At 66.0% G+C, this 12847-nt stretch carries 12 protein-coding genes and 1 pseudogene; 4 read left to right on the top strand and 9 right to left on the bottom strand.

All coding sequences use genetic code 11. The features are described 5' to 3' along the window. Positions 1–1350 (top strand): annotated as a pseudogene (locus tag JOZ00_RS19745) (cyclase); the annotation flags it as partial. Positions 1351–1386: 36 nt separating this feature from the next. Here JOZ00_RS19745 and JOZ00_RS19740 read toward each other — a convergent pair. Continuing rightward, positions 1387–1827 (bottom strand): nitroreductase family deazaflavin-dependent oxidoreductase, encoded by a 441-nt coding sequence (locus JOZ00_RS19740; RefSeq protein ID WP_293346725.1) that lies wholly within the window; start codon positions 1825–1827, stop codon positions 1387–1389. An 11-nt stretch (positions 1828–1838) separates the two neighbouring features. After that, complete coding sequence (locus JOZ00_RS19735; RefSeq protein WP_293346722.1) at positions 1839–2666, bottom strand: SDR family oxidoreductase; 828 nt, start codon at positions 2664–2666, stop codon at positions 1839–1841. Positions 2667–2721: 55 nt separating this feature from the next. Here JOZ00_RS19735 and JOZ00_RS19730 point away from each other — a divergent pair, with 55 nt between their 5' ends. Continuing rightward, a complete protein-coding gene (locus JOZ00_RS19730; RefSeq protein ID WP_293346719.1) occupies positions 2722–3414 on the top strand; it encodes a demethylmenaquinone methyltransferase in 693 nt (230 codons plus the stop codon). Positions 3415–3422: 8 nt separating this feature from the next. Here the strand turns inward: JOZ00_RS19730 and JOZ00_RS19725 are convergent, their stop codons facing one another. Then, positions 3423–3845, bottom strand: a complete 423-nt coding sequence (locus JOZ00_RS19725) for a DUF732 domain-containing protein (RefSeq protein ID WP_293346716.1) — start codon at positions 3843–3845, stop codon at positions 3423–3425. Between the two features lie 68 nt (positions 3846–3913). Further along, the gene (gene menJ / locus JOZ00_RS19720) at positions 3914–5137 is read right to left on the bottom strand and encodes a menaquinone reductase (RefSeq protein WP_293346728.1); all 1224 of its coding nucleotides are present in this window, start codon (positions 5135–5137) and stop codon (positions 3914–3916) included. Positions 5138–5165: 28 nt separating this feature from the next. On the opposite strand from menJ, the gene grcC1 reads away from it, so the two are divergent. Continuing rightward, positions 5166–6182: a nonaprenyl/(2E,6E)-farnesyl/geranylgeranyl diphosphat synthase gene (gene grcC1, locus JOZ00_RS19715; RefSeq protein WP_293346713.1), complete on the top strand. Its 1017-nt coding sequence runs from the start codon at positions 5166–5168 to the stop codon at positions 6180–6182. Positions 6183–6255: 73 nt separating this feature from the next. Next, a complete protein-coding gene (htpX, locus tag JOZ00_RS19710; RefSeq protein ID WP_293346710.1) occupies positions 6256–7119 on the top strand; it encodes a zinc metalloprotease HtpX in 864 nt (287 codons plus the stop codon). A gap of 98 nt (positions 7120–7217) precedes the next feature. Here htpX and JOZ00_RS19705 read toward each other — a convergent pair whose 3' ends face one another. From JOZ00_RS19705 to JOZ00_RS19685, 5 genes are all read right to left on the bottom strand, one after another. Further along, complete coding sequence (locus tag JOZ00_RS19705; RefSeq protein ID WP_293346707.1) at positions 7218–8717, bottom strand: SulP family inorganic anion transporter; 1500 nt, start codon at positions 8715–8717, stop codon at positions 7218–7220. 246 nt (positions 8718–8963) lie between these two features. Further along, positions 8964–9989 carry an NAD(P)H-dependent glycerol-3-phosphate dehydrogenase gene (locus JOZ00_RS19700; protein ID WP_293346704.1) on the bottom strand — a complete coding sequence of 342 codons (1026 nt, stop codon included), beginning with the start codon at positions 9987–9989 and terminating at the stop codon, positions 8964–8966. A 59-nt stretch (positions 9990–10048) separates the two neighbouring features. Then, complete coding sequence (locus JOZ00_RS19695; protein ID WP_293346701.1) at positions 10049–11560, bottom strand: NAD(P)/FAD-dependent oxidoreductase; 1512 nt, start codon at positions 11558–11560, stop codon at positions 10049–10051. A gap of 81 nt (positions 11561–11641) precedes the next feature. Next, positions 11642–12277, bottom strand: a complete 636-nt coding sequence (locus JOZ00_RS19690; RefSeq protein WP_293346698.1) for an RES family NAD+ phosphorylase — start codon at positions 12275–12277, stop codon at positions 11642–11644. Beyond that, on the bottom strand, positions 12271–12786 hold the full coding sequence (locus JOZ00_RS19685; RefSeq protein ID WP_293346695.1) for a hypothetical protein: 516 nt from the start codon (positions 12784–12786) through the stop codon (positions 12271–12273). The genes JOZ00_RS19690 and JOZ00_RS19685 overlap by 7 nt, the downstream gene beginning before the upstream one ends. Positions 12787–12847 lie beyond the last annotated feature (61 nt).

Here is a 12847-nt window from a genome sequence, read left to right as displayed (position 1 = left end):
CCGGCGTCGGCTGACGAAAATGCTGCGCTGATCGCCGAACATCTCGAGGCTGCCGGCGATCTGCACGCCGCCTACGACTGGCAGATGCGTGCCGCCACATGGGCGACCAACCGCGACATCGCCGCAGCGCGATTGAATTGGGAGCGTGCCCGAACCATCGCCGACGCACTGCCTTCCGACGATCCAGGCCGGGCGGCCATGCGCATTGCCCCGCGCACCATGTTGTGCGGGACCGGCTGGCGAGTCAACGCCAGGATCGCCGATGACCGCTTCGATGAATTACGGGAATTGTGCAGCGCGGCTGGAGACAAGGCGTCGTTGGGGATCGCTATGGCGGGGTTGGTAGTTGGCCATGCGCATCAGGACCGCTTGCGTGAGGCATCGCAGCTGGCGTCCGACGCCCGGTCCCTCGCCGAGTCGGTCGGAGATGCGAACCTGACTGTGGGGCTGTCCTTCCCGGTGATCTACGGCAAGATCGAGAGCGCCGAATGGTGTGACGTGCTGCGGTGGTCGCAGGCCGTTGTCGACCTTTCCGACGGTGATCCGTCGAAAGGTAATTTCCTGGTCGGGTCGCCGTTGGCGCTCGCGTTTGCGTCAAGGGGGATGGCCCGCTACTTCCTCGGCCGTCCCGGATGGTTAGAAGACCTGCGGCACGGCCTGGCTATAGGCCGGAATGCTGACCCCGCGTCGTACGCCGGAGTTGTCGGCTATATGTACTTGCTGGGCATACCGTTTGGCGTGCTGAGGCCCGATGATGCTGCGCTGCAAGAGGTTGAGGATGCGCTACGGATCGCCGAGCGATCCAGTGATGACGTTGTGGTGGGCTTCACCCAGGCGACTCATGCCCTTGCTCTGATGCACCGCCAAAAAGATGCGGAGCGTGGCCGCGGACGGACGCTCGGGGCCGAGGTCAGCGAAGTGTTCGTGAACCAACAGCGCAACCTATGCGACTTGACGATCGTCGAGGTCTACTCAGCACGTGAGGCGGCGAGACAGGGGGATTACGACGTCGCCATATCGTCGATACGTGTTGCCGCCGACCATCTGTTCCGCGAGGGACGCCTGCTGTTGTGGGGCATCGCGGCGACGGGTGTTCTGGTGGAGACATTGCTGGATCGCGGGGCCGACGATGACCTGGCCGAAGTCGAGGCCGCCATTGCCCGATTGGCGGCCGCGCCCGCCGATGAGGGTCTGGTGATGCGCGACATCTGGTTGTTGCGGCTGCGGGCGTTGTTGGCCGCGGCTCGGGGTGATGCGGCCGGTTACGCGCGCTTGCGGGACGACTATCGAGACATGGCGAAAAGTCTTGGCTTCCAGGGCCATATCGCGTGGGCCGAGGTGATGCGATAGCGGCGCAGAGCTGGCAGTCCTGAATGCGTTGCCGCTTTAGCCTTTCGGAGTCAGCTCAACGATAGGGATCGGCCGAGACGTCTTCTTCTGATATGCGATGTAGCGGTTCTGGTTGTTCTTGTTGACGATCTGCCATAGCCGCGAGTAATCGGGGTCCTCGGGCAGCACCCGTCGCGCGGTGACATTCAAACGCTTTGGGCCGACATTGATCTCGACATCGGGGTTGGCCTTCAGGTTGTGGTACCAACCCGGGGCCTCGGGCGCGCCGCCCTTGGAGGCGACGATCAGATAGTTGCCGCCGTCGCGCGCGTAGGTCAGCGACGCCGTGCGATGTTTGCCGGTCTTCGCGCCGACGGTATGCAGCAGCAGGCTCGGTATCAACAACAACCGGTGACCGATCCAGCCGTTCGTCTTCCGATACACCGTGTCGTGCACCCGCAGTACCTGCGGGAGCAGCTTTTCTTCCAGAAAGCTCATAGCTTTCAGTCTCACTCGCCCTGCGCCAACTCCGCAACGGGCTGCCACTGCTCCCAGTTGCGTATCCGGCTCTCGTAGTCGGTCTTCGCGGTCTGAAGCGGGGATGCGCCGAAGAACACCCTCAGGGGCGGCTCCTCGGCGTCGACCACCTTCAGCAGTGCTGCCGCCGACGCTGCCGGGTTACCCGGGTTGGCCCAGCGCCGGCCGCGCTCGGCGTCAACCGCCGCACGAACGTCGTCATAAGCCGACAACCGGTCGGAGTGCTTGGCCGACGCGCCCGCCCAGTCGGTGTCGAAGCCGCCCGGCTCGATGAGCGTGACATGCACGCCGAATGGAGCGACCTCTTGAGCGAGTGCCTGGGAGAAGCCCTCCAGCGCCCACTTCGAGGCGTGGTAGATCCCGACCAACGGGAACGCGGTGATGCCGCCGATCGAGGAGACCTGAATGATGTGGCCGCTGCGCTGCTCGCGCAGGTACGGCAGCGCGGCCTGGGTGATCCACAGCGCGCCGAAAACGTTGGTCTCGATCTGTTCGCGAGCGTCCTGTTCGGAGAGTTCCTCGACGAACCCGAAATGCCCGTAGCCGGCGTTGTTGACGACGAGGTCGAGACGCCCGAAGTGGTCGTGCGCCTGCTTGACCGCGGCGAAGTCCGCGTCGCGATCGGTGACGTCCAACTGGATCGGCAGCAGGGCGTCGCCGTACTTCTGTGCGAGGTCATCCAGCGATGCCAGGTTGCGCGCCGTGGCGGCCACCTTGTCGCCACGCTCCAGTGCCGCGATCGCCCACGCCCGTCCGAAACCCCTCGATGTACCGGTGATAAACCAAACTTTTTCAGTCACGAAGTGTTGCAACGCGCTCGTCGCCTGCTAATTCCCGGCGGGTAGCGTCTTCGTCGTGAGTCGCGCCGCGTTGGACAAGGACCCCCGGGACGTCGCGTCGATGTTCGACGGCGTCGCCCGCCGGTATGACGTCACCAACACGGTGCTGTCGTTGGGTCAGGACCGCTTCTGGCGGCGGGCCACCCGGTCGGCGCTGTCCATCCGGCCTGGCCACAAAGTCCTGGACTTGGCGGCGGGCACCGCGGTCTCCACCGTCGAGCTGCAAAAGTCCGGCGCGTGGTGTCTGGCGGCCGACTTCTCGGTCGGGATGCTGACGGCGGGCGCCGCGCGCGACGTGCCGAAGGTCGCTGCGGACGCGACCCGGCTGCCCTTCGCTGATGACGTATTCGACGCGGTCACAATAAGTTTCGGGTTACGCAACGTCGTCGACCCGAAGGCTGGACTGCGCGAGATGGCGCGCGTGACCCGGCCGGGTGGCCGATTGGTGGTGTGCGAATTCTCCACGCCGACGAACGGATTATTCGCCACCGTCTACAAGGAGTATTTGATGCGTGCGCTGCCGCGGGTGGCGCGGACGGTGTCCAGCAACCCGGACGCCTACGTCTACCTTGCGGAGTCGATCAGGGCCTGGCCCGATCAGCAGCAGTTGGCACACCAGATTTCGGCGGCCGGCTGGGCGGCGGTGCGGTGGCGCAACCTGACCGGCGGGATCGTGGCCTTGCACGCCGGGTACAAACCCCTGCGCTGACCCGGATACTAGTGCTGGCCGGCGTTCTGGATGAAGGCCGTCTGGTTGGGGCAGTAGTGGTCGATCGCAGCCCCGAGGAACTGGAAAGCCTGGCCCTGGGTGGTGCCGCGCGGCAGGTTGTGCTGGATGAAGTCGGCCGACTTGTACGGGTCGGTGTCCAGGCCGCGGTTGATCCGGTCACAGCTGATCTTGCCCATCCAGGCGAGCTGGTCCTGCGGAGCGTAGATGCCGAACCCGTTGACGGTGTTCTTGAACGGGGCGTCGTAGTCGCTGGGCGGCGACGGCGTCCTGGGCGTCGGGTACGGCGCCGTGGGCGGCGGGTCGGCCAGAGCCGGAGCCGGCGCGGACAGCGCGAAAGTGGCAGCGGCGGCGGCAACACTGATACCAGCAGCGGCCGCGGCACTTATAGTAGCCAGCATCGTTCCCTTCATTAGCCGGACTATACACCCCTGAATCTGGGGCCGCAGACGTTCGCCCGCAGTCCCGCGAAGACCTCGATTCAGCTGAACGGCGTCCGGCGATCGATCAATCGTGACAGTCGCCCGCCGCCCCGCCAGGCCCTTGCCACCCAGTCGGCATCGTCATCGGTGACCAGGTTGGCCATCACCCGCACCGCGATGGTCATCAGCGTCGTCGAACGCATAGCGATCGGTCCGGTCGTCGGCAGAAACCGCTGGAAGGTCAGCAGCAGCGCCAGCCTGCGCGCGACCGAGAACCCGCGACCATAGTGCTCGCGCAGCAGCGACGGCCACACCTGCGACAGGTCGGGGCAGTCCAGCAGTTCGGCCGCCAGGCGTCCCGTCTCGAGCCCGTAGTCGATGCCCTCGCCGTTGAGCGGGTTGACGCAGGCCGCGGCGTCGCCGATCAACATCCAGTTGGGTCCGGCCACCCCGGAAACGGCGCCGCCCATCGGCAGCAGCGCCGACGACACCGCCCGCGGTTGGCCGTCAAAGCCCCACTCGTCGCGCCGCAGGTCGGTGTAGTAGGAGATCAGCGGCCGCAGCGCCAGGTCAGCCGGTCGCTTCGACGTCGACAGGGCCCCGACGCCGATGTTCACCTCGCCGTTGCCGAGCGGAAAAATCCAGCCGTAGCCGGGCAGTACCGCGCCGTCGGGGGAGCGCAGTTCCAGGTGCGACGTCAGCCACGGGTCGTCGGCGCGCGCGGTCCGCAGATAGCCCCGGGCGGCGACGCCGTACACCGTCTCCTGGTGCCAGCGCCGGCCCAGCTTGCGGCCCAACGACGATCGCGCGCCGTCGGCCACGATCAATTGCCGGCAGCGGACCTCGGTGCCGTCGGCCAACACGATCGACGTCACCCGCCTTGACGAATCATGATGAACAGCAACGGTTTTAGAACCCAACATCATCCGCGCCCCGGAATCCTCCGCGACTTTGCGGATCCGGTCGTCCAGCTCGAGGCGGGCCACCGCGCTGCCGGTTGTGGGGAACGACGGGCCGGGCCAGTCGACCTCCACCTCTTTGCCGAACCCGCTCATCCGCAGCCCGCGGTGCCGGATGCGGGTGTCCAGCCAGTCACCCAGCCCGAGGCGTTCGAGCTCCGCGACCGCACGCGGGGTCAGGCCGTCACCGCACGGCTTGTCGCGGGGAAAGCTCGCCGAGTCGATGACGAGCACGTCGTAGCCCGCGCGGGCCGCCCAGGCGGCCGCCGCCGAACCGGCAGGTCCGGCGCCCACCACCACCACGTCAGCCCGCGTCGCTCCCATTTCCACGTACACCAGTATGTTTGGTCGCGTGAAGACTCCGGCGACGGTGGTGGCGGGCGTTGATCTCGGCGACGCTGCCTTCGCGGCGACCGTTCGGGACGGCGTCGCACGGATCGAGCAGCTCATGGACACCGAGCTGAACAGCGCCGACGACGTGATGACCGATTCGCTGACGCATTTGTTCAAGGCCGGCGGTAAGCGGTTTCGCCCGCTGTTCACCGTGTTGTCGGCACAGCTCGGGCCGAACCCTGACGCGATCGAGGTGACGACCGCGGGCGCGGTGATCGAACTGGTCCACCTGGCCACGCTCTACCACGACGACGTGATGGACGAGGCCGAGGTTCGCCGCGGCACGCCCACCGCCAATGTGCGCTGGAGCAACAACGTGGCGATCCTGGCCGGGGACTACTTGTTTGCCACGGCGTCACGGCTGGTGTCGCGGCTGGGGCCGGAGGCGGTGCGGCTCATCGCCGAGACGTTCGCCCAGCTGGTGACCGGGCAGATGCGGGAGACCCGCGGCCTACGAGATGCGGCCGAGGGTGCCGATCCCATCGAGCACTACCTGAAAGTGGTGTACGAGAAGACGGCGTGCCTGATCGCAGCGGCGGGCCGATTCGGCGCGATGTTCTCGGGTGCCGACGCCGATCAGGTGGAGCGGCTGAGCCGCCTGGGTGGCATCGTGGGCACGGCCTTCCAGATTTCCGACGACATCATCGACATCGACAGCGACTCCCAGGAGTCCGGCAAGCTCCCCGGAACCGACGTTCGCGAAGGGGTGCACACGCTGCCGATGCTCTATGCGCTGTCCGAACCCGGACCCGAGGCGGCGCGGCTGCGCGAGCTGCTGAGCGGGCCGATCGACGACGACGAGGTCGTGGCGGAGGCTTTGACGCTGCTGCGGGCGTCCCCGGGTATGGCGAAGGCCAAGCGCTCGCTGCAGGAGTACGCGGAGCGGGCGCACCAGGAGCTGGCCCTGTTGCCCGATGTCCCGGGTCGTTACGCGCTGCAAACGCTGATCGACTACACCATCAGCCGGCACGGCTAGTGCCTTCGGAACCTTGAAGGTCCCCTCGAGCGTTCAATTGCAGTAATCAGCAATAGGTCGTAGGAGGACGCTGATGACCTGGCATCCGCACCACAACACGCTCAAAACGTTCGTGTTGTTGGTTGGCATGTCCGCGTTGATCGTGTTCGTGGGATCGCTGTTCGGCAAGACGGCGATGTTCATCGCGGTGCTGTTCGCCATCGGCATGAACGTCTACACGTATTTCAACAGCGACAAGCTGGCGCTGCGGGCGATGCGCGCCCAGCCCGTCTCCGAGCTGCAGGCGCCGGCGATGTATCGGATCGTGCGCGAGCTGGCCACCACGGCGCACCAGCCCATGCCGCGGCTGTACATCAGCGACACCAACGCCCCGAACGCCTTCGCCACCGGGCGCAACCCCCGCAACGCCGCGGTGTGCTGCACCACCGGCATCCTGAACATCCTCGACGAGCGTGAGCTGCGCGCCGTGCTTGGACATGAGCTTTCCCACGTCTACAACCGCGACATCTTGATCTCGTGCATCGCCGGCGCGCTTGCTTCGGTGATCACCGCGCTGGCCAACATGGCGATGTTCGCGGGCATGTTCGGCGGCAACAACCGTGACGGCGAGAATCCCTTTGCGCTGCTGCTGGTTTCGCTGCTCGGCCCGATCGCCGCGACGGTGGTCCGGCTGGCGGTGTCGCGGTCGCGCGAGTACCAGGCGGATGAGTCGGGCGCATTGTTGACGGGCGACCCGCTGGCCCTGGCGTCGGCCTTGCGCAAGATCTCCGGTGGCGTACAGGCCGCCCCGCTGCCCCCGGAGCCGCAGTTCGCCAGCCAGGCACACCTGATGATTGCCAACCCATTCCGCGCGGGCGAGCGGATCGGTTCGATGTTCTCGACGCACCCGCCCATCGAAGACCGCATCCGCCGGCTGCAGGAGATGGCGCGCGGCTGAGCACCGCCTGTCGGCTCGCAGATTTAATAGCGCGGGTGCTATCAAATTCCCGTGGATCGCTACACCTTCCGGGGCGTGTGCATCTGTCAGAGCGCCAATCAGGCAGCGGCTTCGGGTCTTTCGGGTTCGACTAAGACGACACGGTGGCCCGGCTCCGTCACACCACGGATGAGCACTGTGCCGCCGGTGGCCTCGTATTGTCGCTGCCAGTCGCTGATCGCCTGTTGCGCAGCATGGTCGAGGTAGTGGACCGAAATATCCACCGTTACAACGGATTCGGAAGGCAACGCGCCCAGCACGCGGGTCAGCCGGGGCAGCGCGAGGAAGGTGCACGCCGCCCCCTCGATGACGACGCTCCAATCGTCACCGACGGACTTGGCCTCGATCCTGGCCCGGATCACCCGCCATCCAGTCAGCGCGATGGCCAGTGCCAGCCCGATCATCACGCCGTGCAACAGGTTCAGGAAGACGACGCTGACAGCGGTCACCACGTAAACGGCGAGATCGCCGTGCTTCATTGCGGTTTCGATGTGCGCCGGCTTCAGCAGCTGGACGCCGATGACGATGAGCAGACCGGCCAGTGCCGCGGTGGGGATTTCATCGACCAGACCCGCGAACGGGATGGTGAACAGCAGGATCCACACACCGTGCATGATCGCCGAAGCGCGAGACTTCGCACCCGCGATGACATTGGTCGAGCTGCGGACGATGACGCCGGTGACCGGCAGCCCGCCGATCATCCCCGACACGACGTTGGCGGCACCCTGCCCCACCAACTCCCGGTTGAAGTCGGTGCGCGGCCCGTTGTGCATCCTGTCGACCGACACCGCCGAGAGCAGGCTTTCGACGCTGGCGATGAGGGCGACGGTGATCACTCCGACTGCGACACCGCCCCAGTCACCGTAAGGGATTTCGGGTAGCCGCAACGCATCCAGCGGAGAGCCGTCGAGGTCGATCCGGCGCACGTGAAATGGGAACACCACCGAAATCACCGTCACGCCCACGATGGCTACCAGCGGCCCTGGGACACGGCGCACTTTGGCCGGAACCCATCGCCATGCGATCAGGATGACGATCACCAGCACGCCCAGGATGACGCCGGGACGATGAGCGCCGATGATCTGACCGGGCAGGCCAATGACGTTGTGCCAGGCCGTGCTCTTGGACTTTCCGCCCAGCAGCACGTGCATCTGCTGCAAGGCGATCGTGATCCCGATGCCGGCGAGCATGGCATGCACGACGACGGGTGAGATCGCGAGTGCGGCTCGCGCGACGCGGCTGAGTCCCAGCAGGGCTTGCAGGATGCCCGCGGCCCCGGTGATCAAACACGTTACCCCCCAACCGAAGTCGGAGACGAGATCGGCAACGACGACCGTCAGCCCGGCTGCGGGGCCGCTGACCTGCAGCGGCGAGCCGCCGAGGCAGCCGACAATGATCCCTCCGATGATCGCGGCGATCAGGCCGGCGAGCACGGGAGCGTTGGAAGCGATCGCGATCCCCAACGACAGCGGCAGCGCGACCAGGAAAACCACGAGTGATGACGGCAGGTCGTGCCGAATTACCGATCGAATGCCTTCGGTGCGTTCAATGTTTGGCATCGGTCGCGTCCCTCGTTAGGTGTTAGCGGGGGATGTTGGAAATATCCGCCCCGACTTCGCTTGATTACGTCGGCGTAATCAGTTGGTGCACAGACGATTACGATTGGTCCCGCTGGCACGGTCGCGCGCGGGAACGCCTGGCTACCTTGCGTTGACGGTATTTTGCGGGCAAAGCGTGGGTCAAGCCGTGGGGCCCGGCCCATAGGGAATGCAAAGATTTAAATTAAGCCCGGGCCCGTGACCAGGTCAGAAGCCCGAACCGTGCACCTCGTGGCCCGGCACCTCGGCGATCAGGCCCTCGTAAGCCTGCTCCACCGTCGAACCATGGTTGACCACCCCGTCGACTTCCCGGGCGATCGGCATGTTCAGTCCGAACTCGTTGGCAAACTCCATGATTACGCTGGCGGCCTTGACACCCTCGGCGACCTGGTTCATCGAGGCGATGATCTCGTCGATTGGCTTGCCGGCTCCCAATTGTTCACCGACGTGACGGTTGCGGCTGCGCTGGCTGGTGCACGTGACGATGAGGTCGCCCAGGCCGGCCAGGCCTGGGAACGTCTCGGGATTGCCGCCCATGGCCACCCCCAGCTTCGTCATCTCGCGCAGCGCGCGGGCGATCACCAGCGCGCGGGTGTTCTCGCCGATTCCCAGCGAATAACCCATCCCGACGGCGATGGCGTAGACGTTCTTCAATGCGCCCGCCATCTCGACGCCGATGACGTCGTCGGTGGTGTATACGCGGAAACGGCGGGTGCGGAACAACGCCGACAGCCGGGTCGCCAGGTGCTGGTCGGGCATGGCCAGCACGGCCGCGGCCGCGTAGCCCTCGCCCACCTCGCGCGCGATGTTCGGTCCGGCGAGGATGCCTGCAGGGTGACCGGGCAGCACCTCCTCGACGATCTGCGACATCCGCATGTTGGTGCCCTGCTCGAGCCCCTTGACCAAGGAAACCACCGGCACCCATGGGCGCAGCTCCTTGGCCAGCTCGGTGAGCACGCCCCGGAAGCCATGCGACGGCACGCCCATGATGACGATGTCGGCGGAGTTCGCCGCCTCGGCGAAGTCGTTGGTGGCACTCAAGGTATCGCTCAGCACCACGTCGTTGCCCAGGTAGCGGCTGTTGCGGTGATACTCGTTGATGTCCTGCGCGGTCTCCTCCGAGCGCACCCACTGCAGCGTCGGTCCGCGGCGTGCACAGATTGACGCCACGGTGGTTCCCCAGGAACCGCCACCGAGGACAACAACTTTGGGTTCGCGCTTGTCAGGTGCCATGGAAGTCAGCGTATTGCCGACACCTCACATTTAGTAGCAGTTCACGAACTCTCGCCCGCTTATCCCGCCAGCGGCGTGCGGTCGCCGGCGCGGCCGAACACCATCGCCTCATCGATGCGGTCGAAGCGGTAGTCGATGGCGTCGGCGAGGTAGTTCTGCCGGACGTTCCACGGCCGCTTGGTGCCCGATTTCGGCAGCAGGTGCGCCGACCGCTGCACGTAGCCGGCGGCGATGTCCCAGGACGGCTTCTCGGTCATCGGCTCGTTGCCGCGATGCGGGTAGGCGTGCGTGTATCCGTGAGACGTCATGTGCGCCAGCAGCTTTGCCGTGGCCCGAGAGGTCATGTCGGCGCGCAATGTCCACGACGCGTTGGTGTACCCGACGCACCAGAACAGGTTGGGCACGTCTTCGAGCATGTGCGCTTTGTAGACGAAGCGGTCATTGGTCTTGATCTCGTTGCCGTCCAGGCTGATAGCGGTCCCGCCCAATGCCTGCAGCTGCAGCCCGGTGGCGGTGACGACGATGTCGGCGTCGAGGTGCCCGCCGGACTTCAGCACGATGCCGGTCGTGTCGAAGTGATCGATGTGGTCGGTGACCACATCGGCATGTCCTTCGGTGATCGCGTTGTAGAGGTCGGCATCGGGGATCAGGCACATCCGCTGGTCCCACGGCTTGTAGTTCGGCTTGAAGTGGGTGTCGACGTCGTAGCCGTCGGGCAGGCTCTTGACCGCCTTGCGCCGCAGGATCCGCTTCACCAACCGCGGCATCTTGCGGGACAGTGCGAAGAACACCGCCTCGGTCAGGGCACTGTACATCCGGATGACCAGATGAGCGGCCTTGCGGGGCAGCAGTTTACGAGCGACGGCCGCGACCTTTCCGTATTTGGACGCGGAGACGAGATAGGTCGGCGAACGCTGCAGCATGGTGACTTTGGCGGCTTGTTCCGACAGCGACGGCAGCAGCGTGACCGCGGTCGCCCCGCTGCCGATCACCACTACCTTCTTGTCGGTGTGGTCCAGGTCTTCGGGCCAGTGTTGGGGATGCACCACGGTGCCGTCGAATTCTTCGATGCCCGGAAAGTCGGGCGTGTAGCCCTCGTCGTAGTTGTAGTAGCCGCTGGCGAAGAACAAGAACCTGGAGCGGTAGAGCTTCTGGTCGCCGTCCTGTTCGACGGTCACCGTCCAGGTGTCGGTGGCGGAATCCCAATCCGCGCCGCGGACGTAATTGTTGAACCGGATGTGGTGGTCGATGCCGTACTTGTGCGCGGTGTCGCTCAGGTACTCGCGGATGTGCACGCCGTCGGCGACGCCCTCCTCACGCGTCCACGCCTCGAACGGGAAGGACAGCGTATAGATGCTGCTGTCGGAGCGCACACCCGGATAGCGGAACAAGTCCCACGTCCCGCCGATCTGGGCACGCCGTTCCAGGACCGCGTAGGTCAACTGCGGGTTGCGATCGGCGATCCGGTAGGCCGCGCCGATTCCGGAGATTCCGGCGCCGACGATGATGACGTCGAAATAGTCGACCTCGTCCGGGGCGCCGTCGGCGGCTTCCTGGGAAGTCACGGTCATCGCGAACCTCGCTCAAATTGTGGGACTCATCACCAGTTTAGAGACCGACCGGTTGGTCGAGTCGGCAAACCCTGCGGTCTGTCATGAAGGTTCCATCAGCACGTCGACGTGCAGGGGTGCGCAGCGGTCGATCAGCCAGATCTGGTCGGCGGGGCTGGCGAAGATGCGCGCGTGCGACGGGTCCTGCTCGAACGTGTCAGCGCAGCGGTCGCCGAAGAAGACGTAGGCCTTGGTGTCGTTGCACTGCCGCGACATCCACACGAGCCCGTCCAGCCCGGCGCCGTGGGCGGCCTCGGCCCACCGAACCGTGCTGGCGTAGCTGGACGCCGGGCTCGCGGTGAGCTCATCCGCGGTGACCTTGAGCCGTCGCAGCCCGGTGCCGTGCAGAACACCCAGACGCACGCTGCGGGTCGCTTTCAGGCGGACGAGCACCTTGGTCGCGTATTGGTCGTACGGGAGCAGGCCGCCCGCGGCGGGGATGTCATGCAGCAGCGTCTCGGCGATGGCCGCGTCCTCGGTGTCGGCGGCGTACATGATCGGGACTAATGGTTTGCCGGGCTGGCCGGCATCGCCGAAGAAGCCGAATCGGGTGCGGCTCCCGAAACCGGGGTTGAAGTCGGTGGCGGTGCGGGTTGCCGACAGCACGCGGTAGAGCAGGTGTCCCGCAGGCAGGGTCGCGGTAGCCGGGTCGAAGGGGTCGGGCGGCCGCCTTACCAAGAGACGCCCAGGGCCTCCGCGGCTACCGTGACGACGCCGTCGGGATCCGTGAGGAGGCGGTCGACGGGCCGGTCGTCGTCCAGATAGGTAGTGGGAGAGCACAGCCACTGCACCAGGCCGGCCTCCGACCAGCCGTTTTCCTCCGCGACCTCGCGCAGCCGGGCGATGACCGGCAACGGCGTCCCGTCCGCCCCGAACTGGAAGCCGGGATAGGCGAGGTAATTTCCCCGGCGGACGGCGACCAGCGCCTTATTGCGGTGCGCGGTGGTGGCCATGTTGCGTGGCGCACTGGACCGCGATCCCATTCGCTTCCCGGCGTCCGTGCTGCTCAACAGCCCGAACTCGGCCTCGATGCGGGCATACAGGTTCTGCTCGGCCTGCACGGCGCGCGCGACCGCGGGCTCGGTGTACACCGCGACGGACGACAGCGCGACGCCCACAGCGTGAGCGCTCTCGCGCACGCGGCGGTTCGCCGCGTCCAGCTCAGCGACGGTGGTGGTGGGGGTCACCGGATACCTCCAAGTTCGGTTCGTGCAGTTTAATTGTACCGCACGAACCGAATGGTGACTG

It is taken from the genome of Mycobacterium sp., assembly GCF_019243155.1.
Taxonomy (GTDB): domain Bacteria; phylum Actinomycetota; class Actinomycetes; order Mycobacteriales; family Mycobacteriaceae; genus Mycobacterium.
This window is presented reverse-complemented; position numbering and strand designations above follow the sequence as displayed.